The organism is Paenibacillus qinlingensis, from assembly GCF_031455095.1.
In the GTDB taxonomy this organism is placed as follows: domain Bacteria; phylum Bacillota; class Bacilli; order Paenibacillales; family NBRC-103111; genus Paenibacillus_E; species Paenibacillus_E qinlingensis_A.
In genome coordinates this window covers 32,752-59,110 of sequence record NZ_JAVDSB010000027.1, presented here as the reverse complement: position 1 = coordinate 59,110, position 26,359 = coordinate 32,752, and the positions used below count along the sequence as shown (strand labels likewise).

Annotated in this window: 27 protein-coding genes, 1 rRNA gene and 1 other annotated feature; of the genes, 27 read left to right on the top strand and 1 reads right to left on the bottom strand. The window is 44.7% G+C overall.

Going from position 1 to position 26,359, the window contains the following annotated elements:
• The 8 genes from rrf to pssA all read left to right on the top strand — a co-directional run.
• Positions 1 to 94, top strand: a 5S ribosomal RNA gene (gene rrf / locus J2736_RS32620); the annotation flags it as partial.
• 351 nt (positions 95 to 445) lie between these two features.
• Positions 446 to 907 (top strand): CtsR family transcriptional regulator, encoded by a 462-nt coding sequence (locus tag J2736_RS32615; RefSeq protein WP_310502690.1) that lies wholly within the window; start codon positions 446 to 448, stop codon positions 905 to 907.
• 13 nt (positions 908 to 920) lie between these two features.
• Positions 921 to 1,427 (top strand): UvrB/UvrC motif-containing protein, encoded by a 507-nt coding sequence (locus J2736_RS32610; RefSeq protein WP_056618372.1) that lies wholly within the window; start codon positions 921 to 923, stop codon positions 1,425 to 1,427.
• 23 nt (positions 1,428 to 1,450) lie between these two features.
• Positions 1,451 to 2,512 (top strand): protein arginine kinase, encoded by a 1,062-nt coding sequence (locus tag J2736_RS32605; protein ID WP_310502689.1) that lies wholly within the window; start codon positions 1,451 to 1,453, stop codon positions 2,510 to 2,512.
• Between the two features lie 60 nt (positions 2,513 to 2,572).
• Positions 2,573 to 5,017 (top strand): ATP-dependent protease ATP-binding subunit ClpC, encoded by a 2,445-nt coding sequence (gene clpC / locus J2736_RS32600; protein WP_310502688.1) that lies wholly within the window; start codon positions 2,573 to 2,575, stop codon positions 5,015 to 5,017.
• 214 nt (positions 5,018 to 5,231) lie between these two features.
• Positions 5,232 to 6,599: a DNA repair protein RadA gene (gene radA / locus J2736_RS32595; protein WP_310502687.1), complete on the top strand. Its 1,368-nt coding sequence runs from the start codon at positions 5,232 to 5,234 to the stop codon at positions 6,597 to 6,599.
• 39 nt (positions 6,600 to 6,638) lie between these two features.
• Positions 6,639 to 7,718 carry a DNA integrity scanning diadenylate cyclase DisA gene (gene disA / locus J2736_RS32590; protein WP_310502686.1) on the top strand — a complete coding sequence of 360 codons (1,080 nt, stop codon included), beginning with the start codon at positions 6,639 to 6,641 and terminating at the stop codon, positions 7,716 to 7,718.
• A gap of 85 nt (positions 7,719 to 7,803) precedes the next feature.
• Entirely contained in the window at positions 7,804 to 8,562 is a 759-nt protein-coding gene (gene pssA / locus J2736_RS32585; protein WP_310502685.1) for a CDP-diacylglycerol--serine O-phosphatidyltransferase, read from the top strand.
• Positions 8,563 to 8,641: 79 nt separating this feature from the next.
• On the opposite strand, the gene J2736_RS32580 is transcribed toward pssA, so the two are convergent.
• A complete protein-coding gene (locus tag J2736_RS32580) occupies positions 8,642 to 9,037 on the bottom strand; it encodes a nucleoside triphosphate pyrophosphohydrolase family protein (RefSeq protein WP_065858819.1) in 396 nt (131 codons plus the stop codon).
• 153 nt (positions 9,038 to 9,190) lie between these two features.
• Here J2736_RS32580 and J2736_RS32575 point away from each other — a divergent pair, with 153 nt between their 5' ends.
• The 19 genes from J2736_RS32575 to rpoB all read left to right on the top strand — a co-directional run bounded on the left by J2736_RS32575 (position 9,191) and on the right by rpoB (position 26,315).
• On the top strand, positions 9,191 to 10,258 hold the full coding sequence (locus tag J2736_RS32575) for a PIN/TRAM domain-containing protein (protein ID WP_397342145.1): 1,068 nt from the start codon (positions 9,191 to 9,193) through the stop codon (positions 10,256 to 10,258).
• Positions 10,259 to 10,359: 101 nt separating this feature from the next.
• Entirely contained in the window at positions 10,360 to 11,067 is a 708-nt protein-coding gene (gene ispD, locus J2736_RS32570; protein ID WP_310502683.1) for a 2-C-methyl-D-erythritol 4-phosphate cytidylyltransferase, read from the top strand.
• A complete protein-coding gene (ispF, locus tag J2736_RS32565; RefSeq protein ID WP_310502682.1) occupies positions 11,064 to 11,549 on the top strand; it encodes a 2-C-methyl-D-erythritol 2,4-cyclodiphosphate synthase in 486 nt (161 codons plus the stop codon). Before ispD ends, ispF begins: the two co-directional genes overlap by 4 nt.
• Positions 11,550 to 11,588: 39 nt before the next feature.
• The gene (gene gltX / locus J2736_RS32560) at positions 11,589 to 13,046 is read left to right on the top strand and encodes a glutamate--tRNA ligase (RefSeq protein ID WP_310502681.1); all 1,458 of its coding nucleotides are present in this window, start codon (positions 11,589 to 11,591) and stop codon (positions 13,044 to 13,046) included.
• Positions 13,047 to 13,387: 341 nt separating this feature from the next.
• Positions 13,388 to 14,044 (top strand): serine O-acetyltransferase, encoded by a 657-nt coding sequence (gene cysE, locus J2736_RS32555; RefSeq protein WP_310502680.1) that lies wholly within the window; start codon positions 13,388 to 13,390, stop codon positions 14,042 to 14,044.
• Positions 14,041 to 15,441 (top strand): cysteine--tRNA ligase, encoded by a 1,401-nt coding sequence (gene cysS, locus J2736_RS32550; RefSeq protein WP_310502679.1) that lies wholly within the window; start codon positions 14,041 to 14,043, stop codon positions 15,439 to 15,441. The genes cysE and cysS overlap by 4 nt, the downstream gene beginning before the upstream one ends.
• Positions 15,438 to 15,872 (top strand): Mini-ribonuclease 3, encoded by a 435-nt coding sequence (locus tag J2736_RS32545; protein ID WP_310502678.1) that lies wholly within the window; start codon positions 15,438 to 15,440, stop codon positions 15,870 to 15,872. The genes cysS and J2736_RS32545 overlap by 4 nt, the downstream gene beginning before the upstream one ends.
• Before the next feature lie 33 nt (positions 15,873 to 15,905).
• Positions 15,906 to 16,646 carry a 23S rRNA (guanosine(2251)-2'-O)-methyltransferase RlmB gene (gene rlmB / locus J2736_RS32540; protein WP_310502677.1) on the top strand — a complete coding sequence of 247 codons (741 nt, stop codon included), beginning with the start codon at positions 15,906 to 15,908 and terminating at the stop codon, positions 16,644 to 16,646.
• Between the two features lie 5 nt (positions 16,647 to 16,651).
• Positions 16,652 to 17,164 (top strand): NYN domain-containing protein, encoded by a 513-nt coding sequence (locus tag J2736_RS32535; protein WP_310502676.1) that lies wholly within the window; start codon positions 16,652 to 16,654, stop codon positions 17,162 to 17,164.
• 118 nt (positions 17,165 to 17,282) lie between these two features.
• Positions 17,283 to 17,927, top strand: coding sequence for an RNA polymerase sporulation sigma factor SigH (gene sigH / locus J2736_RS32530; RefSeq protein ID WP_028557511.1), 645 nt, complete (start codon positions 17,283 to 17,285; stop codon positions 17,925 to 17,927).
• Between the two features lie 223 nt (positions 17,928 to 18,150).
• On the top strand, positions 18,151 to 18,300 hold the full coding sequence (gene rpmG / locus J2736_RS32525) for a 50S ribosomal protein L33 (protein ID WP_079418041.1): 150 nt from the start codon (positions 18,151 to 18,153) through the stop codon (positions 18,298 to 18,300).
• Between the two features lie 19 nt (positions 18,301 to 18,319).
• Positions 18,320 to 18,532 carry a preprotein translocase subunit SecE gene (gene secE, locus J2736_RS32520; protein ID WP_047683213.1) on the top strand — a complete coding sequence of 71 codons (213 nt, stop codon included), beginning with the start codon at positions 18,320 to 18,322 and terminating at the stop codon, positions 18,530 to 18,532.
• Between the two features lie 24 nt (positions 18,533 to 18,556).
• Positions 18,557 to 19,090, top strand: a complete 534-nt coding sequence (gene nusG / locus J2736_RS32515; protein WP_028557509.1) for a transcription termination/antitermination protein NusG — start codon at positions 18,557 to 18,559, stop codon at positions 19,088 to 19,090.
• A 134-nt stretch (positions 19,091 to 19,224) separates the two neighbouring features.
• A complete protein-coding gene (gene rplK, locus J2736_RS32510; protein WP_028557508.1) occupies positions 19,225 to 19,650 on the top strand; it encodes a 50S ribosomal protein L11 in 426 nt (141 codons plus the stop codon).
• A gap of 116 nt (positions 19,651 to 19,766) precedes the next feature.
• Positions 19,767 to 20,459, top strand: coding sequence for a 50S ribosomal protein L1 (rplA, locus tag J2736_RS32505; RefSeq protein ID WP_028557507.1), 693 nt, complete (start codon positions 19,767 to 19,769; stop codon positions 20,457 to 20,459).
• 54 nt (positions 20,460 to 20,513) lie between these two features.
• Positions 20,514 to 20,667: a sequence feature (ribosomal protein L10 leader region), on the top strand.
• A 68-nt stretch (positions 20,668 to 20,735) separates the two neighbouring features.
• Complete coding sequence (rplJ, locus tag J2736_RS32500; protein ID WP_310502675.1) at positions 20,736 to 21,245, top strand: 50S ribosomal protein L10; 510 nt, start codon at positions 20,736 to 20,738, stop codon at positions 21,243 to 21,245.
• A 65-nt stretch (positions 21,246 to 21,310) separates the two neighbouring features.
• Complete coding sequence (gene rplL, locus J2736_RS32495) at positions 21,311 to 21,676, top strand: 50S ribosomal protein L7/L12 (protein WP_057313458.1); 366 nt, start codon at positions 21,311 to 21,313, stop codon at positions 21,674 to 21,676.
• Positions 21,677 to 21,823: 147 nt separating this feature from the next.
• Complete coding sequence (locus tag J2736_RS32490; RefSeq protein ID WP_310502674.1) at positions 21,824 to 22,420, top strand: class I SAM-dependent methyltransferase; 597 nt, start codon at positions 21,824 to 21,826, stop codon at positions 22,418 to 22,420.
• 355 nt (positions 22,421 to 22,775) lie between these two features.
• Positions 22,776 to 26,315, top strand: a complete 3,540-nt coding sequence (gene rpoB, locus J2736_RS32485) for a DNA-directed RNA polymerase subunit beta (protein WP_310502673.1) — start codon at positions 22,776 to 22,778, stop codon at positions 26,313 to 26,315.
• Positions 26,316 to 26,359 lie beyond the last annotated feature (44 nt).

Below are 26,359 nucleotides of genomic sequence, written 5' to 3'. Positions count from 1 at the left end.
TCCACGCGTTCCCATCTCGAACACGACCGTTAAGCCTTCCAGCGTCGATGGTACTTGAACCGCAGGGTTCTGGGAGAGTAGAACGTTGCCAAGCACTGAAAGAGTCTTATTTAGAGAAATCTAGGTAAGACTCTTTTTTGCGTTCCATCGGTAGCCCGAAAAGTACATGTAGACCCCGAGGCTGCACACATGAAGTAGCGGGATATGTGATACAAAGTAGAATGTTGGTTAATTAAGCAATATCAACAGTTTTTTTATTAAATAACTTTCGAATAAATACCTAGGTAAGGTCAACAATAGTAAGGTTCACATAAGGCTATCGGATACGTAGTGGGAGACAATTTAGGAGCAGTACTTGTCAAAAAGAAAGGAAATGATTATAATTTAGTTAAGGTCAAAGAAAGTCAAAGTCAATTTACTTCTAGAAATCTGGGAGGCCGAATTGATGCGCAATGTATCAGAAATTATTGAACAGTATTTAAAGCATGTCCTGCAACAAAGTTCGGAAGGAGCAATCGAGATTCAACGGAACGATTTGGCAGACCAGTTTCAATGCGTACCTTCTCAAATCAATTATGTCATCAGTACAAGGTTTACCTTGGAAAAGGGCTATGTGGTTGAGAGTAAACGCGGAGGTGGCGGCTACATTCGTATTCAGAAGATCGAGCTCAAGAGTCATGGATCTATTCTAGATCACATCTTCCGTACGATTCATACCCACATTGATCAAGTCACCTCAGAGGGGCTCGTTTATCAATTGCAAGAGGGGCATTATATTTCCACCAGAGAAGCTAACCTGATTCGGGCAGCGATATCCAGAGATGTATTGACCTTTAAACTCCCGCTGCGCGATGAAATTCGGGCCAAGATTCTTAAAGCAATGCTGATATCCTTGCTTAGCAGATAAGGAGGCAGATGGAATGGTTTGTCAGGAATGCGGGAAACGACCGGCGACTCTTCATTTCACGAAGATTGTGAATGGAGACAAGAACGAGTTCCACATTTGTGAGAATTGCGCCCGCGAGAAGGGCGAGATGATTCCAGGAACATCGAACGGCTTTTCGATTCACAATTTACTATCAGGCTTACTTGATTTTGAACCACTGTCCGCGGCAAAGTCTCAGGCTATCCGCTGTGATAACTGCGGTCTTACGTACTCGCAATTCAGTAAATTAGGTCGGTTTGGTTGTGGGTCCTGTTATCAGAGTTTTTCGGTTAAACTAGATCCTCTTTTCAAGCGAGTGCATGGGAATATCGTGCATGTTGGGAAAGTTCCCAAGCGAAGTGGCGGTATTATTCAAAGCAAGCGTGAAATCGATCTTTTGAAGAAAGATATGATGACCTGTATCGAAAGCGAAGAATTTGAGCAGGCTGCCCAGATACGTGACCAAATTCGTGAGATTGAGAAGAAAATTGCGGGTATGTAAGTTTGTAAGGGAGTGTGAATCCAGTGACATTACAGCGGTTTACAGGAGATGCTTTGAGTGAATGGATGAAAGGTGAAGGGCCAGAGTCGGATATTGTCATAAGCAGTCGGATCCGTATTGCTCGTAACCTGAGAGATTATCCATATCCCATGCTCGCAACCAATCAACAATCCCAAGAAGTGCTGGAACAGTTATCTGGTGTTCTTGAGAATGAAGAGTTGGAGACGATAAGCAACTTCTCGCTCATTCCATTAGCAGCGTTAAATGAGCTCGAGCGAATGGTGCTAGTGGAGAAACATTTAATTAGTCCTAATTTAGCTAACGAATCCAGAAATGGTGCCGTTATTTTAAGCGATAATGAGTCGATTAGTATTATGATCAATGAAGAAGACCATCTTCGCATACAATGTTTATGTCCTGGCTTCCAGATTAAAGAGGTTTGGGATCTAGCGAATCAGATTGACGATATTTTTGAAACACACATGGATTATGGATACGATGAAAAAAGAGGCTATCTAACAAGCTGCCCGACGAATGTCGGCACGGGGATTCGAGCTTCGGTCATGATGCATCTGCCTGCTCTAGTACTAAGTCAGCAAATTAATCGTATTTTATCCGCAGTTACACAAGTTGGGTTGACGGTTAGAGGATTATATGGAGAAGGCAGCGAAGCATTAGGTAATCTATTCCAGATCTCTAATCAAATTACGTTAGGTCAGTCGGAAGAAGAGATCATTGATAATTTATATAGTGTAGCGAGGCAAATTATAGAGCATGAACGCGCCGCGAGACATAAGCTATTGCAAGAGTCTAGAATGCGCATTATTGATCGTGTTAATCGGTCCCTTGGTATTCTATCCTATGCAGGGATTATTGACTCTAAGGAAGCGGCTCAACGGTTGTCAGATGTAAGGCTGGGGATTGACCTTGGCATCATCAACAATGTATCCTCCAATGTGCTCAATGAATTGTTAGTTATGACGCAGCCTGGGTTCCTTCAGCAATATGCAGGTGAGAAGCTGAATGCGGATGAACGGGATATGCGACGGGCGGAACTGATTCGCGAGAAATTCGGCAGGGTATAAAGTGAGATAAGAATCATCTTTAGGAAATCCATAGATATACTACTTTTGGAGGTGTTCGCTATGATGTTTGGCAGATTTACGGAACGTGCGCAGAAGGTGCTTTCTCTTGCTCAAGAGGAGGCTGTTCGATTAGGACATAATAATATTGGAACAGAGCACATTTTACTTGGACTTATTCGTGAAGGTGAAGGCATTGCTGCTAAAGCACTCGTTGCGCTCGGCCTTGGTCTTGAGAAAATTCAAGATGAAGTCGAATCTCTAATTGGCAGAGGGCAAGAGCAACCGACTAACATCGCGTATACGCCTAGAGCTAAGAAAGTGATTGAACTTTCGATGGATGAAGCGAGAAAATTAGGTCACACATATGTGGGGACTGAACATATTTTGCTCGGACTGATCCGCGAAGGTGAGGGCGTAGCTGCAAGAGTGCTTAATAATCTTGGCGTTTCCCTGAACAAAGCGCGTCAGCAAGTTCTGCAATTGCTAGGCAGTAGTGAAACAGTGTCACCTAGCCATGGTACGAATCCCAACGTGAACACGCCTACATTAGACGGGTTAGCAAGAGATTTGACTGCCTATGCCAAAGAGGGTCATCTGGATCCAGTTATTGGACGCAGCAAAGAAATTGAGCGTGTCATTCAGGTGCTAAGTCGTAGAACGAAGAACAACCCGGTCCTGATTGGTGAACCAGGAGTTGGTAAAACGGCGATTGCTGAAGGTCTTGCTCAAAAAATCATTAACAATGAAATTCCGGAAACGTTGAAAGATAAACGAGTTATGACGCTGGATATGGGTTCTGTAGTAGCAGGAACGAAGTACCGCGGTGAATTCGAGGATCGCCTCAAAAAAATCATGGACGAAATTCGTCAAGCCGGTAATATCGTATTGTTCATTGATGAGCTTCATACGTTAATTGGTGCTGGTGGAGCGGAAGGTGCAATTGATGCTTCCAACATCCTTAAGCCGGCTCTTGCCAGAGGCGAGCTGCAATGTATCGGTGCTACAACACTCGATGAGTACCGCAAATATATTGAAAAAGATGCTGCGCTGGAGCGTCGTTTCCAACCGATTACGGTAGACCAACCATCTCCGGAAGAAGCCGTTCAAATCTTGTATGGTTTGCGTGACCGTTACGAAGCACATCACCGTGTGAAAATTACAGATGCTGCGATTCAAGAAGCTGTCAAGCTATCTGATCGTTACATCACAGACCGTTTCTTGCCAGATAAAGCGATTGACTTGATTGATGAAGCGAGTTCCAAGGTGAGATTGCGTTCGTACACAACGCCACCATCATTGAAGCAGCTTGAAAGCAAGCTGGAGAATATTCGTAAAGAGAAAGACGCTGCGGTTCAGAGCCAAGAGTTCGAGAAAGCAGCAGGACTTCGTGATACGGAACAAAAGCTTCGCGAAGAGCTAGATTCCACGAAGAACGAGTGGAAAGAGAAGCAAGGCCGTCTGGACACAGAAGTGACGCCAGATGATATCGCGCAAATCGTAGCGAGCTGGACGGGAATCCCGGTAAGTAAGCTTGCTGAAGAAGAAACCGACCGTTTACTCAAAATGGAAGATATCCTTCATGAGCGTGTCATTGGACAAGAAGAAGCCGTTAAAGCTGTGAGTCGTGCGATTCGCCGCGCAAGAGCTGGTTTGAAAGATCCGAAGCGTCCGATGGGCTCCTTTATTTTCTTAGGACCAACGGGTGTTGGTAAAACAGAGCTTGCACGTGCGCTAGCAGAGTCCCTCTTCGGAGATGATAACGCCGTTGTTCGGATTGACATGTCCGAGTATATGGAGAAGCATTCAACTTCCCGTTTAGTAGGGGCGCCTCCAGGATATGTAGGATATGAAGAAGGCGGTCAACTGACTGAGAAAGTTCGCCGTAAGCCATATTCCGTTGTCCTACTCGATGAAATCGAGAAAGCACACCCTGAAGTGTTCAACATCCTGCTACAAGTGTTGGAAGATGGTCGTTTAACGGATTCCAAAGGTCGTACCGTTGATTTCCGCAACACACTCATTATTATGACTTCCAACGTCGGCGCGGACATGATTAAGAAAAATTCTTCACTGGGTTTCACTGCTGCGCTTGATGCTGGTAAAGACTATAGCAACATGAAAGACAAAGTGATGGGCGAGTTGAAGAAAAGCTTCCGTCCTGAGTTCCTTAACCGGATCGATGAAATCATCGTATTCCACTCTTTGGATGAAGCACATATTGCACAAATCGTTAGCCTAATGGCTGATGATCTGCGCAAGCGTCTAAAAGAGCAAGAAGTTGATTTCTTGTTAACGGACAAGGCGAAAATGTTCCTGGCCAAGGAAGGATTTGATCCAACCTATGGTGCGCGTCCATTGCGCAGAGCGATTCAGAAACATATCGAAGATCGCTTATCGGAAGAATTGCTCAGAGGCAATATTGCCAAAGGCGATTCACTGACCATTGATGAGAACGAAGGCGAACTGGTTGTCCTGAAGGGCGAAGGCGTCTCATTGACGAAATAAAAGTAAGTGAAGAAGCATTTCACTTCATCCGATGAGGGTGGAGTGAGATGCTTTTTTAAATTAAGGGAAATATATGACGAATCCTGTCCACGAAAGATGGAGTAGCCCTTTATTTTGTTTCTTTCGGCACTTTCATGAGAAACATAAAAATGGTAAACTTTATTGGTAAGGATAGCCAAAAAGGATATCCCCATAGTAAGGAGCAATTTGTTCAATGAGTAAACAAAAAACCAAATTTAGCTGTCAAGAATGTGGCTATGAATCACCGAAATGGATGGGCAAATGCCCAGGGTGTCAGTCTTGGAATACGATGGTGGAAGAAATTGAAACTGTCGTTCGTACGCAGGGTATGACATCTTCGATCCCCAAAACGAAAGAAAAAGCGATCCCCATCATACATATAGAAAGCAGCTCTGAACCAAGGGTTGTTACAAGCAACAAAGAATTAAATCGTGTCCTAGGCGGAGGCATTGTCCCTGGGTCACTTATCCTCGTTGGTGGAGATCCGGGTATCGGAAAATCAACCTTGCTTCTACAAACGTCCTTCGAACTCACACAAGCTCACCAAAAAGTCCTCTATATATCAGGAGAAGAATCAATTAAGCAGACGAAGCTCCGCGCAGATCGTTTAAATGCCACCTCTCCGCTGCTATACGTATTATGTGAGACGAATCTCGAGCTTATCGAGGAAGCTATACAAGAAACGAACCCCGATTTTCTGGTGATCGATTCGATCCAAACGGTGTTCCACCCAGCAATTACTTCGGCACCTGGAACCGTATCACAGGTTCGAGAATGCACAGGCCATTTTATGAGAATAGCTAAGGGTAAGGGAATTGCAACGGTCCTAGTCGGGCATGTGACGAAGGAAGGGGCAATAGCAGGGCCTAGAATGCTGGAGCATATGGTCGATTGTGTGCTCTACTTTGAAGGGGAGCGGCATCATTCTTATCGTGTGTTAAGAGCGGTGAAGAACCGTTTTGGCTCAACAAATGAAATCGGTATCTTTGAAATGCAAGAGGTTGGTCTCGTAGAGGTCAACAATCCATCTGAGCTGTTTCTTTCGGAAAGACCGCTTGGTGTAGCTGGTTCTGCCGTTGTAGCTAGTATGGAAGGGACACGTCCCGTCTTGGTGGAAATTCAAGCGCTCGTCTCTTCGACAAATTTCCCTTCTCCTAGGAGGATGGCGACAGGTGTTGATCATAACCGCCTCTCGCTAATTATTGCCGTTTTAGAGAAGCGAATGGGCATGTTTTTGCAAAATCAGGATGCTTATCTCAACGTGGCAGGCGGAATCAAACTAGATGAACCAGCCGTGGACTTGGCAATTGCCATTAGTATCGCATCTAGTTTCCGAGATCAATCGACACAGCCTTTTGATGTTGTGTTCGGAGAAATCGGCTTAACTGGAGAGGTCCGCGGTGTATCTCGGATTGATCAACGTGTGAAGGAAGCAGAGAAGCTTGGTTTCCGCAGAGTGATTATGCCTGAGAAAAGTTTGAAGGGGTGGACACATCCGAAAGGGATGGAGATTATTGGGGTAAACACGGTGGCAGAGGCGTTGAAAGCAGCTCTAGGTTAACGTGAGTTCTGCAAGCTATAAGCCTTCAGGAGGAAAAAGATGAGTAAAGAAGAGACGAAACGAGATGTGATGAGCCAATTGCTCCAATTGGTAGCACCTGGTACGCCATTTCGTGATGGATTGGAGAATGTCTTACGCGCCAAAACGGGTGGACTGATCGTTGTAGGCTTCAGTTCAGAGGTAACTGAAATTGTGGATGGCGGGTTCTCCATAAATTGCGATTTTTCACCTAACTATTTATATGAGCTTGCCAAAATGGACGGTGCGATCATCCTTAGCGAGGACATCAAGCGAATCCTATATGCGAACACACAGCTAATCCCGGACTCATCGATTTCTTCTTCGGAAACGGGGATTAGACATCGAACCGCGGAACGTGTGGCGAAGCAGACGAATAAATTGGTCGTTTCCATTTCCCAAAGACGGAATGTCATTACGCTGTATCAAGGTAATTTAAGATATGCACTGAAAGATATTGGTGTCATCCTGACCAAAGCAAATCAAGCAATCCAGACGCTGGAGAGATACAAGGTTGTTCTAGATCAGTCCTTAACGAACCTGAGTGCATCCGAATTTGAAGAGTTAGTTACCCTTCATGATATTACGAATGTCATTGCCAGATTCGAGATGGTATTACGTATTAAAGCGGAAATTAATCGTTATATTAACGAACTTGGCAACGAAGGACGCCTTATTAGTATGCAATTAGAAGAACTTGTTGGGAATGCGGAACTTGAAGCGCGTTTACTCGTAAAAGATTATGTAAGAGAATTATCAGAGGAAAGAGTCAAGGAGATGCAGGCTGGTTTGAAGCGCCTGTCTTCTGACGAGCTGCTCGAGCCCCAGCAAATCATTCGATTGCTTGGGTATTCTCATACCAATTCGATTGCAGAAGAGCCGGTTTCCCCACGTGGTTTCCGCATTTTAGGCAAAATTCCGCGGTTACCTTCGATCATTATTGGTAATCTAGTGGAGAAGTTTGGCTACTTGCCACACATGATGATGGCGACGATCGAGGAATTGGATGAAGTTGACGGAATCGGAGAAGTGAGAGCCCGCGCCATAAAGGAAGGTCTCAAAAGAATTCAGGAACAAGTGTTCATTGACAGACATATTTAAAGTGGATACAATCATAAAGTATCATTGTTGAGGTTTCATGAAGTCAAGTTTAGGGTATAGTAAATCCAGAGGTGGACAAAAACATATGTTAACGAAATCAATTCCCAGTCTCTTTACAGTAGGGAACTTATTCCTAGGCGTACTATCGATTATCCTAGCCTTCAGTGGAGAACACGGCATCGCTGCTGTGCTTGTCATTGTCGCTATGCTATTGGATGGACTCGATGGACGTGTTGCGAGAGCGTTGAACGCTCAAAGTGAGTTCGGTAAAGAATTAGACTCCTTATCCGATGTTATTTCTTTCGGTGTCGCTCCTGCTTTCATCATGTACGTAGTTGCGTTTAACGACCCTACCGTCATTAGTCCAGCTTTTGCATGGATTGTTACAGCGATCTTCCCGATCTGTGGAGCGCTGCGGTTAGCCAGATTCAATGTTGTTGCCGGTACGCCTGGCTATTTCATCGGTTTACCGATTCCAGCCGCAGGCGGTGTTCTTTGTACATTAGCTCTATTCGTGAACGATATTAACGTTTATGTACTTCTTGTAAGTACAATTCTATTGTCATACTTAATGGTCAGCACAGTGAAATATCCAAACTTCAAAAAAGCGGGTATTCCTAAAGCAGCGATTTGGATCACTCCGATTATCGTGGCAGCAGCAATCTTGATTGCGATCAAATGGCCAGAATCCATTTCCAAAATGATTTTCGTACCGCTTCTGATGTACGCTCTTTACGGCCTAAAAAAAAACGTTGATGGATACTTTATCCGTCTCCGTAATCTTCGCAGAAAAAACAAAAGACGCGGCGTAGACGACAACAATTCAGTGAAATCTGACGTGTAAGCCCGGTGTTCGAAAATAAAAAGCATTTATTTTCCCCTGAACCTTCAGGAAGAAAATAAATGCTTTTTTGTTTTGATCATCATGACATGTTGAATAGGCCCAGTGTTGTGCATTTTTTTGATTCGTTTTCAACGACTTGCTCCAAATTAATATCAAGAATGTTGCTAAGCGCAGACATGTAGAAGAGATTCCTGCCTAGCTCGCTACTTACGACCTCAATGCATTGCTCACATAAGTGACCAGATACGTGGGTGCGAAGAACATCCTTAGCCTCATCCAAAGTCATCTCTGGATGATACTCTTGCTTAGCTGCATGAACCTGAATACATCCACATTCGGTAATGGATTTCACCACGGAACGGTTGGCAGCTGCGCCTGACTGTTGAAATTTGGATAAGACATCAAGCAGACTACGGTGACGGAGTAACAATTCGGATACTTGATCTTGGAACTGCTTTAAAGTCAAGGAGCTCATTCCATCCACCTCTGGTTGGTTGGTAACTTCCATTTCATTATAATGGATGCCTTCTAATATTTCAATTTTCCGACTAAAGAAGTGATTAATGTTGCATAAATTGGAACATAATTGTAATAAGGCTCAAAAAAAGTTGATGCAGGAGGTGAATCTGTGATGAAGAAGTGGGTACAAATCATTTTGGCGATCATGGGTGGCAGTTTAGGTTATAGGTGGAGCGATGCGTTCCTTTCTACTACGGATGTCGTAAGTTCAGCAGGACAAGTATTTTGGATTAATAGTTTATGTGCAGTAGGGATGTTTCTGATTTCCGCGTGGGTAGCTAATATCGGTATAAATTTACTGATGAGAGGAGAACGCAATGTCACGGATATTCCCGTGTCCGATTTGCTTTCCGGTACCCTTGGTCTTGTGATTGGATTGCTTGTTTCCGTTATGCTTTTCCCTGTGCTAGAGCAAGCCAAGTGGGCGGGGCCATTCTTGCCATTCCTCGTTTCAGCCGTATTGGGTGTTATGGGCTTCCGTATCGGCTACAGCAAGCGGGAAGAGCTCGTGCAGGCAATTGCGAAGAGTCGTTCAGGAGGGCCTGAGAAGCAGACACATCGCCCCTACGAAGAGCACAAGATTTTGGATACGAGTGTCATCATCGATGGCCGGATCGCCGACATTTGCAAGACGGGCTTTATCGAGGGGACCCTAGTGATTCCTGAGTTCGTATTGGAGGAGCTGCAGCATATTGCAGACTCATCAGATTTACTGAAGCGAAACCGTGGTCGTCGCGGACTGGACATTTTGAACAAAATCCAAAAAGAACTTGAAGTGAAAGTCCTCATTTATGAAGGGGATTTTGAAGAAATTGCTGAAGTGGACAGCAAGTTGGTGCGCTTAGCGAAAGTGCTTCAAGGGAAAGTGATTACAAACGATTTTAACCTGAATAAAGTGTGTGAACTACAAGGTGTATCGGTGCTCAATATCAATGATCTTGCGAATGCAGTGAAGCCAGTTGTCCTACCGGGAGAAGAAATTATTGTTCAAGTCATTAAAGACGGCAAGGAACATGGACAAGGTGTAGCGTATCTGGATGATGGAACAATGATCGTTGTCGAAGGTGGGCGTGATTTCATCGGGATGACGCTGGAAGTCATGGTAACGAGCGTGTTGCAAACTTCAGCGGGTCGAATGATTTTTGCGAAACCAAAACTATTGGAAAAAGCACAGTAAAACCAGTATGATAAGGAGATGTAACATAGCTCTTTCAAGTTAACTTGGGCCTATGATTACGAAGAAAGCTTTCGCTCTGAAAGCGCCAAGTTGGAGGACTTATGGGGAAGCTAGGAGTTATTATCGTTGCAGCGGGCAAGGGTTCGCGCATGGGTACAGCAGAAAGCAAACAATACCTGCAACTGGGACAGAAGCCAATTCTGGTACATACCTTGCAATTATTTCAAAACATACATGAAGTGGATGAAATTATTCTCGTTGTTGGTGCAGATGATGTGAGTCGCTGCAACGGCTATGTCATGAGCTATGCACTTACGAAAGTAACGTGTGTACTAGCAGGAGGCGCGGAGCGTCAAGATTCCGTTAGACGAGGTCTCCATGCCTTGCAAGAGGATACAGAATGGGTGCTTGTTCATGACGGTGTTCGCCCTTTCGCAAAGAAAGAACATATGTTCGAGTGTCTGAAAAAAGCACAGGACGTAGGGGCAGCTGTCCTAGCCGTCCCCGTTAAGGATACAATTAAGGTTGTGGATGCAGCAGATAAGCGCATTCAATCGACACCGGATAGACGAAGCTTGTGGGCGATCCAAACGCCGCAGGCTTTTCGTCTTTCACTCCTTCAGGAAGCACATGAGCAAGCACAGCTGGATAAGTTCATGGGTACAGATGATGCGAGTTTAGTGGAGCGTTTGGGCGCTGCCGTGCATGTGGTAGAAGGGGACTACTATAATATTAAAATAACGACACCTGAAGATTTACCATGGGCAGAATGGATTTTACAGAACGTAAGGGGAGAGGAACAGATATGATACGTGTAGGGAATGGATTTGATGTTCATCAATTGGTAGAGGGGCGTAAATGCATTATTGGAGGCGTAACGATTCCTTATGAAAAAGGGTTGCTGGGGCATTCCGATGCGGATGTGCTGCTGCACGCGATTAGTGACGCAATCTTGGGCGCACTAGGTCTTGGTGATATCGGGAAGCATTTCCCGGATACAGCTGCCGAGTACAAAGATGCAGATAGCGTAGTCTTATTGAAGCGCGTATGGCAATTGGCGAAAGAGAGAGGCTATAAATTAGGGAACGCAGATTCTACGATTATCGCTCAGAAACCGAAGATGCTGCCTTACATCCCGCAAATGGCTGAAATTATCGCAGCGGCGCTAGAAGCTGAGATCGACCAAGTCAATGTCAAAGCGACGACGACAGAATGGCTTGGATTTACGGGCCGTGGTGAGGGAATTGCCGCACAATCGGTTGTTTGTTTAATTCGTGATGTGATAAAATAGCAGGTATTCATGCATGGAAGAAGAAAAGGGGATATAACAATGAGTCAGCCTTTACGCGTGCGTTATGCACCTAGTCCGACTGGGCATTTACATATTGGCGGTGCCCGTACAGCGCTGTTTGATTATCTATTAGCTCGTAAGACAGGTGGCGCCTTTGTTGTGCGCTTTGAGGATACAGATCAAACCCGTCATAAGGAGTCTGGTATCCAAGACCAGTTGAATGGTTTGAGATGGCTTGGTCTAGAGTGGGATGAGAGCTTAGATATCGGCGGCCCTTACGGTCCTTACCGTCAAATGGAGAGACTAGATATTTACAAAACTTATCAAGATAAGTTGTTGGCAAGCGGTCACGCCTACGGCTGCTATTGCTCGGAATTGGATCTGGAGCAAGAGCGTGCTGAGCAAGAAGCAAGTGGTGAAATGGGCGGATACTCTGGCAAATGTCGTCATCTGACGGCTGAGCAAGTCGCAGCGTATCAAGCGGAAGGCCGTGTGCCTTCAACGCGTTTCCGTGTGCCATCGGATCGTATCATTGCCATTGAAGATAAGGTTCGCGAGCATGTGGAATTCGATTCCAATGGGATTGGCGATTTTATCATTGCGCGTCCAGATGGGATCCCAACGTATAATTTTGCTGTTATCGTAGACGATCATTTGATGAAAATCGATTTGGTTATTCGCGGGGAAGAGCATCTCTCCAATACACCTCGACAAATCTTAATGTACGAAGCACTGGATATGCCTATTCCAGATTTCGCGCATTTATCTTTGATTTTGAATACGGATCGTAAAAAGATGAGCAAACGGGATGAGTCGATCATCCAGTTTATCGAACAGTACAAAGAGCTGGGCTACTTACCGGAAGCTGTACTGAACTTTATTGCGTTGCTGGGGTGGTCACCTGGCGGCGAAGAAGAGATGTTCACGAAGGAAGAATTGATCGCACAATTTGATCTGGATCGTGTATCTAAGAGTCCGGCTGTGTTTGATATGGATAAATTGAACTGGATGAATAATGCTTATTTGAAAAAGGCACCGCTGTCCCGCATCGTAGACCTTTGTCTGCCTCATTTGCGTAAAGCTGGCTACCTGCAACAGGGCGACTTGGACGCGACTACTGGGGCATGGGTAGAGGCGTTGGTTGGCCTCAATCAAGAAAGAATGCGTTACGCGGCGGAAATCGTGGATTTGTCCGCGATCTTCTTCAAGGAAGAGCTGATTATTGATGAGGAAGCTGCTGCTGTGTTGAAAGAAGAGCATGTCCCTGTTGTGCTGACGAGCTTCTTAGCTCAAGTCGAGCAAGCAGAAGTTTTTACTGTTGAAGCGATGCCAGCACTGCTTAAGGCGGTACAGAAGGAAACAGGCTTCAAAGGGAAGCAGCTGTTCATGTCTGTTCGTTCCGCGTTGACAGGTCAAGTCCATGGACCGGATTTGAATGTGTCTCTTTTCTTGCTTGGAAAAGAAAAAGTCGTTTCACGTCTACAGAGCTTATTGTAAAGCTGGTTTCTTTTCGCTATACTTAACTCAATGAAATACGAAATGCGATGAGCAGGAGAGTATGGTTAAGTGAGGATTTATCAGAGAGGATAATCAAGGCCGTAAGGCTTTGGCTGTGAGTTATCCAATCCTTGTAATCAGAAATGCACCTGGGAGCAGCCGCGCCGAATACTCACCATGAGTAGGGTAGGTGCAGCCGGAACACCCACGTTACGGGTTTGAGTTGGGAGACTTCCGAGTCACCAAGCAGAGTGGAACCGCGATAACCACGCCTCTGCAGCCTTAGGGCTGCAGGGGCTTTTTTTATTTTATCCCATTATTCTAGGCAAGTAGGTGAGCATATGTGGTCAACGATCAAATCTGATATATCCGCCGTATTCGATAACGACCCTGCCGCACGCAGTTGGTTTGAGGTTGTATTTACGTATTCGGGCCTTCATGCGATCTGGGCGCATCGGATTGGGCATTGGTTTTACAAAAGAAGGATGTATACCCTGGCACGTATCGTTTCACAAATTAGCCGGTTCATGACAGGGATCGAAATTCATCCAGGAGCAACGATCGGCAAAAGGTTGTTTATTGATCATGGAATGGGTGTTGTTATCGGGGAAACCTGTGAGATCGGGGATGATGTCATCCTTTATCAAGGAGTTACTTTAGGGGGAACAGGAAAAGAAATAGGTAAGAGACACCCAACAATTGGAAATAATGTAGTTATTGGGTCTGGCGCCAAAGTTCTAGGATCCTTCCTTGTAGGTGAAAATGCCCGTATTGGTCCTAATGCAGTTGTTATTCGCGAGGTTCCTTCCAATAGTACGGTTGTAACCGTTCCTGCCAAGATTGTGAAGCGGGACGGCGTCCGTGTGAATAGATTGGATCATGGTAATTTGCCCGATCCGATCGTCGATATTTTCCAAGAATTACAGAGTCAAATCAATGATTTGAAATACCAGCTTGAAGAAGAACGGAAGAAGAATGGAGAATTGAGGAGAACATGACACTCAAAGTATATAATACGTTAACTCGCAAGAAGGAAGAGTTTGTTCCCATTGAGCCTGGAAAAGTGAAGATGTACGTATGTGGTCCAACCGTGTATAACTACATTCATATTGGTAACGGCCGGCCTGTTATATTTTTCGACGTTGTTCGTCGTTATTTGGAGTCGCAGCAGTATGAAGTCACGTATATCACAAACTTTACGGATGTGGATGATAAAATGATTCGGAAAGCCGAAGAGATGGCGGTTTCCGTGCCAGATCTTGCCGAAACGTTCATCGCGGCTTTCTTGGAAGATATCCAAACATTAGGTGTTCATGATGCCACGCTGAATCCGCGTGTAACGGATAATATTCAAGAGATTATCGATTTCATTGCTGCGCTTGTGGAGAAGGAGTTCGCATACGAAGCGGGTGGCGATGTGTATTATAGAACGTTGAAATTCGCGGATTACGGCAAGCTCTCTAAGCAAAATCTGGAGGAACTTCAGCACGGCATTCGTGTTGAGGTGGATGAGCGCAAAGAGAATCCGCAGGACTTTGTCCTATGGAAAGCGGCGAAGCCAGGTGAGATTTATTGGGATAGTCCTTGGGGCCAAGGTCGCCCAGGCTGGCATATTGAGTGCTCAGCGATGGTGCGCAAATATTTGGGTGAAACGATTGATATTCATGGCGGCGGGCAAGATTTAACGTTCCCTCATCATGAATGTGAAATTGCGCAAACCGAGGCGGTAACCGGTCATCCCATGGCCAATTATTGGTTGCATAATGCTTTTCTGAATATCGATAATGAGAAAATGTCGAAATCACTCGGAAACGGTATATTAATCCGAGATCTCGTTAAACAAATTAAACCGCAAGTATTCCGCTTCTTTATGTTATCTGCGCACTACCGGAATCCGCTTAATTTTAGCGATGAAAGCTTGAAGCAAGCAGCGAATGCGCTGGAGCGGATTCAGAATGCGTACGATAATATGAAGCACCGCCTTGCTACTGCGTCTGCCACAGGCGAAGTTGAAGCGGGAATGACAGATAAATTACAGGCGATTTCGAATCAATTCGTGGAGAAAATGAATGATGACTTTAATACGCCGGATGCCATTACCGCTGTATTCGATCTCGTTGCGGAAGCGAACTTGTATCTGCAACAGGAGCGGGTCAATGCAGATGCATTAAAGTTATACATGGCGCAGTTAGAGGCATTCGATGCAACGCTGGGCATTCTTACGCAGCAAGCAGATGAATTGCTGGATGAAGAGATTGAACAGTTGATCGTCGAACGCACGGAATCGCGCAAAACGAAGAATTGGGCTCGCGCGGATGAAATTCGTGATTTGCTAACAGAGAAGGGGATATTCCTTGAAGATACACCACAAGGTATACGCTGGCGCCGCAAATGAGTGAACAGAATCAAGATTTAGCTAACCTATTTGCTTTCCCGCCTTCCAAAAGTCCGAATTTATTAAATCCGCTTGTGTTGGCGTATATTGGGGATGCTGTGTATGAAGTCTACATCCGGCAATATGTCATCTCTGGGGCTAACCATCGCCCGAACCATTTGCATAAGGCTTCTACGGGATTTGTCTCAGCTAAAGCGCAATCTAAATTATTGACTGCGTTGATGCCAACACTAACTGAAGAAGAAGTAGATATCGTGAAGCGGGGACGAAATGCCAAGTCAGGAACAACAGCGAAAAACGCGGATGTGCTGGAATACCGGCACAGCACCGCGTTTGAGTGCTTAATCGGATATTTATATTACAAACAATCTTATGAGCGATTGAAAGAGATATTAGACTTCGCGATCTCGCATGACCCCAAACAGAAATAGACAAGCATGTGTGTACCTTTAGGAGGAATTAGAATGGATGAAGACATTATCGGCGGGAAGCACTCCGTATTGGAGGCGCTTCGTGCTGGAAGGACGATTAATAAAATATGGATTGCCGAGGGTGCTCAGAAGCAATTCGCAGGACCGATTGTGGCAGAAGCCAAAAATCTAGGCATTATCGTGCAGTTTACAGACAAGCGTAAGCTGGATCAAATGGCAGAGGGGCTCCAACATCAAGGTGTCGTTGCACAAGTTGCAGCGTATGCGTATGTGGAGGTTGAAGATATTTTAGCCAAAGCAAAAGCCCTTGGCCAAGAGCCATTCATTTTGATTCTAGATGAAATCGAAGATCCTCATAACCTAGGGTCCATTCTGCGAACAGCAGATTGTACGGGGGTTCATGGTGTGATTATTCCGAAGCGCCGCTCCGTAGGCTTGACAGCGACGGTTTCCAAAACCTCGGCTGGTGCCGTTGAATATGTACCTGTTGCCCGTGTAACGAACATCGCTCAAACGATAGAACAACTGAAAGAACAAGGCGTGTGGGTTGCAGGAACGGATGTTTCGGCTGCTCAGGATGTGTATAAAGCTAATTTTACAATTCCGATTGCCTTAGTTATTGGGAACGAGGGTAAAGGTGTTGGGCGACTCATTAAAGAAAGATGCGACTTCTTAGTTAAGCTGCCAATGGCCGGACATGTTAATTCGTTGAATGCCTCCGTTGCCGCGGGTGTATTGATGTATGAAGTGGTAAGACAGCGCAATAAGAGCTAATTGGGATGGAACAGATCCTAATTGTAGATGGCTACAACATTATCGGAGCCTGGCCTGAGTTAAGTAAGTTAAAGGATACCGATCTTGAGGGTGCGCGTGACGGTCTGATCCATATGCTTGCAGAGTTTCAATCCTTTTCAGGAATGAAAGTCTACTTGGTTTTTGATGCTTACATGGTACCTGGTCTGGGAAAGAAATATGTGCAGAATAAACTGGCCGTGCTCTACACCAAAGAGAAGGAAACCGCTGATGAGCGAATTGAACGCTTGGTTACGAATCTAATGGGGCGGCGCAAGGAAATATTCGTAGCGACATCAGATATGATAGAGCAGCATGTCATATTTGGCAAAGGGGCTCTCCGGATGCCGGCGAAGGAATTGCTAGTGAAAATCAAACAGAACCGTAAAGAGGTCCGTGAACGCATTGTGCCAGAGACAACAACCAAACGCAATCCATTCAATGGCAAGCTGAGCGACGAAATGAAAGCGCAGTTTGAACGGATGCGAAGAGGCGAGTAATCCTCCAAATGCTAGAAATGGTGGGGTTCCCCGTTGACGGTGTGAGTTTTCATCATGTATACTTAACCTAACTTTTATAGTGAAATCTGGGTAGTCTTGCAGGCCGGAGGGATTGTTGGTGAGTGTCGACCTCAAAGAACTGAGAATGTATGATTATGACCTCAAGCCAGATGAAGACATTGTCGAAGCAGTCCGTGAAGGCAGTAGCGAAGCTTTGGAATATCTTATCAATAAATATAAGAATTTTGTTCGTGCGAAAGCGCGATCTTATTTCTTGATAGGTGCAGACCGAGAAGATATTGTGCAGGAGGGAATGATAGGTTTATATAAATCTATTCGTGACTTCCGAGGAGACAAGCTTGCTTCATTTAAAGCCTTTGCTGAACTGTGCATTACACGACAGATCATCACGGCGATTAAGACAGCAACTCGTCAAAAGCACATTCCTCTTAATTCCTACGTGTCCTTGGATAAGCCCATCTATGATGAAGATTCTGATCGTACGCTGCTCGATGTGATTAGCGGATCCCGGGTAACAGATCCCGAGGAACTGGTTATTAATCAAGAAGAGTTTACGGGACTTGAAGATAAAATGGGAGAAATTTTAAGCGACTTAGAGCGTAGAGTTCTTATGCTCTATCTCGATGGCAGATCCTACCAAGAAATTGCCGTAGATCTCGATCGCCATGTGAAGTCAATTGACAATGCTCTCCAACGTGTTAAGCGCAAGCTTGAGCGGTATTTAGAAGTTAGAGATTTATAGAAATGCCCGTGCCGCGAGTGCTGTACGGGTGTTTTTCTTTCTGCACATGTTTAGTAACCCGCGGGACAGCCTATACTGGTGATACTCTTGCATTTGTGAGACTTCTACCTTGACACTCGGGGGACAGTTGTGATAAAGTACTTCAGGTAGCCCTAAAAGTCGCTTTCTTTTTGATGCGCTTAGAAGGGCTTTAATTAGAAAGTGTCTGTAGGAGGTGTACATCATGCGGGTCATCATCACATTAGCGTGCACAAATTGCAAACAAAGAAACTATGCATCCACTAAAAATAAGCGCAACAATCCCGACCGTATTGAGTTGAAGAAATATTGCAAATTTTGCAATGAACATACTGCTCATCGCGAGACTAGGTAGTTCTTTGGAGGTGTAGTTTGTGGCGTTCTTGGCTAGAATGAGACAAAGCTTCGGATCCACTTTTTCCTTCTTCACCGACAGTTGGTCAGAACTCAAAAAGGTCAAGTGGCCAAGTCGCAAAGAGATGACTACTTATACGCTTGTCGTTATAGGTACAGTAACTTTTGTTGCTATTTATTTTTTTGTGCTGGATCTAGGAATTTCTGAGTTGCTGCGCCTTGTTTTTAAATAAACAGGACTATAGGTGAATTTATTCATGGAAAAAAGATGGTACGTCGTACATACCTATTCAGGGTATGAGAACAAAGTGAAAGCCAACTTAGAGAAGCGCGTTGAGTCTATGGAAATGACGGACAAGATCTTCCGTGTGCTTGTGCCTATGGAAGAAGAACTGGTGAACAAGGATGGCAAGAAGAAAGTTGTCATGCGTAAAGTTTATCCAGGGTATGTTCTTGTGGAAATGATTCAAACGGACGACTCTTGGTACGTAGTACGTAATACGCCAGGAGTGACTGGATTCGTAGGTTCTACAGGATCCGGCTCTAAACCAACTGCATTGTTACCTGAAGAAGTTGAATCAATTCTTAAGCATATGGGAATGGAAGAGCCGAAGGAAGTTATTGACTTCGAACTCAAAGAGACTGTACGCGTTAAGGTTGGTCCATTTGCAAACTTTGTTGGCTCTGTCGAAGAGATTATTGCCGATAAGGGGAAACTGAAGGTGCATGTCAACATGTTCGGAAGAGAAACACCGCTTGAGCTCGATTTCGACCAAGTTGAGAAACTCTAAGAACGTGACAACCAAAAGGCTCTACCAGGTCTATTCCTTGGGATAGACCTACGTTAGTGGGATCGCTTAGATCTTTGAATAGCGAGGCTTTGATTCGTCGAAGACTCCTATATTACTGCAAGGAGGTGTCTATCATGGCAAAAAAGGTTATTAAAATCGTGAAGCTTCAAGTTCAAGCTGCGAAAGCAAATCCAGCACCACCGATCGGTCCAGCATTGGGTCAAGCAGGTGTGAACATCATGGCTTTCTGTAAAGAGTTTAACGCTCGTACTGCTGATCAAGTTGGTCTAATCATTCCGGTTGAAATCACAGTATTCGAGGACCGTTCCTTTACATTTATCACTAAAACGCCTCCGGCTGCAGTTCTACTTCGCGTCGTTGCTGGTATCGAAAAAGGATCAGGCGAACCGAACAAGAAGAAAGTTGCAACTGTGAAACGCGCTAAAGTTCGCGAAATCGCTGAACAAAAAATGCCTGACCTAAATGCTGCATCCGTTGAGGCTGCAATGCGTATGGTTGAGGGTACTGCTCGCAGCATGGGAATCGTCATCGAAGATTAATTCCGCAAGGAATGCGACTGTGTAAGCTCGAAGCCTACAGAAGTGTTTTCTACGAAAACATGGAGGTCGCTCGGTGGGAGGATTATCCGCTAATACCACTAAGGAGGATAAATATTATGCCTAAACACGGTAAAAAATACCGCGAAGTAGCTCAGCTTGTAAATGCTGAAACTTTGTATGATCCGTCAGAAGCAATCGAGCTTGTTAAGAAAACAGCTCCTGCTAAATTTGATGAAACTGTAGATGTTGCAGTTCGTCTGGGTGTAGACCCAAGAAAACAAGATCAGGCTGTTCGTGGTGTCGTTGTACTTCCACACGGTACTGGTAAAACAAAACGCGTTCTCGTATTTGCAAAAGGCGAGAAAGCAAAAGAGGCTGAAGCAGCTGGTGCAGATTTTGTTGGTGATGCAGACATGATCAACAAAATTCAACAAGGTTGGTTCGAGTTCGATGTTTGCGTAGCTACTCCGGACATGATGAGCGAAGTTGGTAAACTGGGTCGTATCCTCGGGGGTAAAGGTTTAATGCCAAACCCTAAAGCAGGAACAGTTACTTTCGACGTTACCAAAGCTGTTCAAGAGATCAAAGCTGGTAAAATCGAATACCGTCTTGATAAAGCGGGTCAAATCCATGCTCCACTTGGTAAAGTATCTTTCGATGCAGACAAGTTGAACGAAAACTTCAAAGCATTGGTTGATGCACTTGTTCGTGCGAAACCAGCAGCGGCTAAAGGTGTTTACCTTAAGAACATTGCTGTATCTTCCACAATGGGTCCAAGCGTACGTGTGAACCTGTCATCCTTCAGATAAGTAAAAGCTACCAGTTGACTTCGGTTGCTGGGCGTGATACTCTATCAAAGGTCCTAAAAATGAATATGCAAACCGTAGACAGTAGGTGCTTCAAAGCTTAATTTCCTACCGAGGTGTTATGATATATATAACGATTTCTTTGTACATCAGGGAAAAAGTGAACACATCATGCCTTCGTAGCGTCTACGAAGGCATTTCTTATTCATAGATAAGAAATGCTATTGCTCCTACTGTTTGCGATCTTGAAAGATAAATGCATAAGAAGTGAGGTGTACTATGGCAAACGCGAAAATTCTTGCAGAGAAAGAACTAGCAGTAGCTGAAGTGACTGAGAAGTTTAAAGCTAGTGCTTCTACAATCATAGCGGACTACCGCGGTTTGAACGTAGCTCAAGTAACACAGCTACGTAAAAGCCTGCGCGAAGCTGGTATTGAATTCGTAGTTCTCAAGAACTCGTTGGCTAGACGCGCATCGGCGAATGCTGAACTAAGCGCATTGGATGAGTACCTAACAGGTCCAACTGCTATTGCTTTCAGCAAAGACGATCTAGTTGCTCCAGCGAAAATCTTGACTGAATTTGCGAAAAAGAATGATAAATTGAGCGTAAAAGGTGGCGTGGTCGAAGGCCGCGTAGTTGGATACGATCAAATCAAAGCACTTGCAGAACTTCCATCCAGAGATGGTCTTCTCTCCATGTTGCTTAGCGTTCTTCAAGCTCCAGTTCGTAACTTTGCTCTTGCTGTTAAAGCAGTTGCAGAGAAAAAAGAAGCTGAAGGTCAAGCTTAATTTTCAAGTACGAAACGTTTTACAAACAAAAAAACTAATTTATTAATGATAATGGAGGTTTAACCATGAGCACAAATGCAACGATCCTAGAAGCAATCAAAGGCATGACAATCTTGGAATTGAACGACCTGGTTAAAGCAATTGAAGAAGAGTTTGGCGTAACAGCAGCAGCTCCAGTAGCAGCTGGCGGTGGCGCAGCAGTAGCAGTTGAAGAAGCTCAAACTGAGTTTGACGTAATCTTGACAAGCGCTGGCGCATCCAAAATCAACGTAATTAAAGTAGTTCGCGAAATCACAGGTCTTGGCCTGAAAGAAGCGAAAGACCTTGTTGATGGAGCTCCAAAAGCAGTTAAAGAAAAAGTTAGCCAAGAAGAAGCAGACGCTGTTAAAGCTAAGCTTACTGAAGCTGGCGCTTCCGTAGAAGTTAAGTAATTTTTTTTTCTTAGGAAACCTCTTGAAGCTTGACTTCAAGAGGTTTTTTTCAACATTATAGTACCTAAGTTTTTACCCTTAGGAAAGCCTTAGGAACGCACGTGGTTATTGGATTTTCCTATAGGTAAAAAAGGAGGGAATTCAATCGTGTCAGAGCATTATTACACACAACGACCAACCGTAAAAAGTGATGTTCATACAACGAAGGAAATACTTCGCGGTAAGACATATACGTTTTTAACGGATGCGGGTGTGTTTTCGAAAAAAGGTGTTGATTACGGGAGTAAGCATTTAATAGAAACAATGGTGTTATCGGATGATGCGAGTGTTCTAGATGTTGGCTGTGGCTACGGACCAATGGGGTTAAGTGCAGCGGTGATGTGCCCGAAAGGTCATGTGACAATGGTCGACATTAATGAAAGAGCCCTTGAACTTTCGGCAGAAAATGCGCGGCGAAACGGCATTACGAATGTCACGATTCTACAAAGCGATTTGTTGGAACGTGTAAAAGATCAAAAGTTCGACGCTGTGTTAACTAATCCGCCGATTCGCGCTGGGAAAGAAACGGTTCATCGGATTTTCGAACAGGCGCACGATTGTTTGAAAGACGGAGGCTCCCTGTGGGTTGTTATACAGAAGAAGCAAGGATCGCCATCAGCCGTGAAGAAACTGGAGTCCATGTATAACGAAGTGGTCGAGGTCTCGAAGGATAAAGGTTACCGAATTCTCAAGGCAACGAAATAAGTTTGGGAATATACGTGGGAATTTGTTTGACTTGACATTTCAAATGTGATATTATTAAAAAATGTCAGTATTAAGATGGGACACATGTCTTTAGTTGGTAAAAATGTCAAGTCTTTTTTTCGGCCAATATGAATAAAATTCGAACGAGTAACGTATAATGTTTGAATTTTGGGAAATTCTAACAGGATGGGAAGAAATTCTTGATAAAGTCTTATTGAATACAGAAAAAAACCTTCATCCATACAGTCGCTTAATTCGGACGGGCTCCACTAACGGAGGCGTCCTGAGTGTACGTCGGTCGAAGTTTTTCTTCTTTCTTTTTATTTATTGAGTAGAGTTGAGGGGTGAATGAAAGTTGGCGGGACATCTTGTTCAATTTGGACGACGTAAACGCAGGACTTATGCACGAATTAATGAGGTTCTGGGCATTCCAAACCTGATTGAAATCCAGCAAAAATCGTATGAGTGGTTTTTGGAAGAGGGACTTCGTGAGATGTTTCAGGATATCTCCCCGATTCAGGATTTTACAGGGAACCTAGTACTGGAGTTTATTGACTATAGCTTAGGCGATCCTAAGTATTCGGTTGATGAATCCAAAGAACGCGACGTAACATATGCGGCGCCGTTAAGAGTCAAAGTCCGTTTGATTAATAAGGAAACCGGTGAGGTCAAGGAACAAGAAGTGTTCATGGGGGATTTCCCTATTATGACTGATACGGGAACGTTCATTATTAACGGTGCGGAGCGTGTAATCGTCTCCCAGCTCGTTCGTTCTCCCAGTGTTTATTATAGCACGAAAGTGGATAAAAACGGCAAAAAAACTTACACGGCAACAGTGATTCCGAACCGTGGAGCATGGCTGGAACTTGAGACAGATGCGAAAGATATCATCTACGTTCGTATTGATCGTACACGTAAAATTCCGGTTACTGTATTGCTTCGTTCATTAGGTTTTGGTACGGATGCTGAGATTCTAGATCTACTTGGCGATAACGAATATATTCGTAACACGCTAGATAAAGATAACACGGATTCTACGGAAAAAGCGTTAATTGAAATCTATGAGCGTCTTCGTCCAGGTGAGCCGCCTACACTTGATAATGCAAGAAGCTTGATCGTTGCTCGTTTCTTTGATCCGAAGCGTTACGATTTAGCTAACGTAGGTCGCTACAAAATTAATAAAAAATTACACATCAAAAACCGCTTGTTCAATCAACGTTTGGCTGAAACTTTGGTAGATTCCGAAACGGGAGAAATCATTGCTGAAGCTGGGCAATTGTTGGATCGTCGTGTGCTTGATGAAATCCTTCCTTTTATTGAAAAAGGTGCGGGATATAAAGAGTTTACGATTCCAAAGGGTGTTACTGGCGCGGATACAATTCCTGTTCAGTGCATTAACGTTTACTCACCAACAGAAGAAGGCAAGGTAGTTAAGGTTATTTCTAACGGTGTTATTGATAAAGCTGTCAAGAACATCACGCCTGCCGATATCATTTCCTCCATTAACTACTTTATTAACTTACTGCATGGTATTGGAAATACGGATGATATCGACCATCTTGGTAACCGTAGACTTCGTTCTGTAGGTGAATTGCTTCAAAACCAATTCCGTATCGGTCTTTCCCGTATGGAACGTGTTGTTCGTGAACGTATGTCGATTCAAGACGCTAACGTGATCACGCCGCAAGCATTGATCAATATTCGTCCTGTTATCGCGTCGATCAAAGAGTTCTTTGGTAGCTCCCAGCTATCTCAATTTATGGACCAAACGAATCCGCTTGCTGAGTTGACGCATAAGAGACGTCTATCTGCACTCGGGCCCGGCGGTTTGACGAGAGAGCGCGCAGGGATGGAAGTTCGTGACGTGCATCACTCTCACTATGGCCGTATGTGTCCTATTGAGACCCCTGAGGGACCGAACATTGGTTTGATCAACTCCTTGTCCACGTTTGCCCGTATTAACGAGTACGGCTTCATTGAAGCACCTTACCGTTGGGTAGATCCAAAGACAGGTTTGGTTACAGATCAAATCGCGTACCTGACAGCGGATGAAGAAGATAACTATGTTATCGCACAAGCGAATGCGAAGTTGACGGAAGAGAACAAATTCGTCGAAGATGCGATTATCGTTCGTTACAAAGATGACAACTTAACACTTCCGGTTGAACGTGTCGATTACATGGACGTTTCTCCGAAACAAGTTGTTTCTGTTGCGACAGCGTTGATCCCGTTCCTTGAAAATGATGACTCCAACCGTGCATTGATGGGTTCCAACATGCAGCGTCAAGCTGTTCCACTTCTTATCCCTAAAGCTCCGCTTGTAGGTACGGGAATGGAGCACAAGGTTGCTAAGGACTCAGGAGTATGTATTGTCTCCAAATTTGATGGAATTATTGAGAAGGCTGCTGCGAACGAAATTTGGTTGCGCCGCCAAGAAATGGTGGATGGCAAACTAGTTAGCGGCAACATCGTTAAATATAAGCTTCACAAATTTATGCGTTCTAACCAAGGTACTTGTATTAATCAACGTCCGATTGTTAAAAAGGGTCAATTGATTAAAGCAGGCGATATTCTTGCAGATGGACCATCAACAGAACAAGGCGAATTGGCGCTTGGGCGCAACGTAGTCGTAGCTTTCATGACTTGGGAAGGTTACAACTATGAGGATGCGATCTTGTTATCCCAAAAGCTAGTTAAAGAAGATGTGTACACTTCAATCCATATCGAGGAATACGAGTCCGAGGCTCGTGATACGAAGCTTGGACCAGAAGAAATTACTCGCGACATCCCGAACGTAGGGGAAGACGCACTTAAGAATCTTGATGAGCGCGGAATCATCCGTGTTGGTGCTGAAATCGGCGCTGGCGACATCCTTGTTGGTAAAGTAACACCGAAAGGTGTAACAGAATTGACAGCGGAAGAAAGATTGCTGCACGCCATCTTCGGTGAGAAGGCTCGTGAGGTTCGTGACACGTCCCTGCGCGTACCGCATGGTACAGATGGTATCGTTGTTGATGTGAAAGTATTTACGCGTGAGAACGGCGATGAGCTGCCTCCTGGTGTGAACCAACTCGTTCGTGTCTATATCGCTCAAAAACGGAAAATTTCCGAGGGTGACAAAATGGCGGGACGTCACGGTAACAAAGGGGTAGTAGCACGTATTCTCCCTGAAGAAGATATGCCTTTCCTTCCAGATGGTACGCCGGTTGAAGTCGTTCTTAACCCACTAGGGGTTCCATCCCGTATGAACATCGGTCAAGTGCTTGAAGTTCACTTGGGTATGGCTTCCAAGTATCTCGGTATCCACGCTGCAACACCGGTATTTGACGGAGCACGTGAGTATGACGTATTTGATGCGATGGAAGAAGCAGGTATGCAACGTAGCGGTAAAACAATTCTGTACGATGGTCGTACAGGAGAGTCCTTCGAGCGTGAAGTAACCGTTGGCGTTATGTACATGATTAAACTAGCACACATGGTTGACGATAAAATCCATGCCCGTTCCACAGGACCTTACTCTCTAGTTACTCAGCAGCCGCTGGGTGGTAAAGCGCAGTTCGGTGGACAACGTTTCGGGGAGATGGAGGTATGGGCACTCGAGGCTTATGGGGCTGCTTATACATTGCAAGAAATTCTTACCGTTAAGTCAGATGACGTTGTGGGCCGTGTGAAAACATACGAATCCATTGTCAAAGGCGAGAACGTTCCAGAACCTGGCGTTCCGGAATCCTTCAAAGTTTTGATCAAAGAGCTTCAAAGTTTAGGTATGGATGTTAAAATCCTATCTGGCGACGAAGAAGAGATTGAAATGCGTGAAGCTGACGACGACGACGAAGTGACAAGCGATAAATTAAACCTAAACATCGAGGGCACCGAGCTTGGGGTCAACGAATAGTAACATAGCTTTAGAACGAGAACGATTCACTGTAAAGTGGGTTT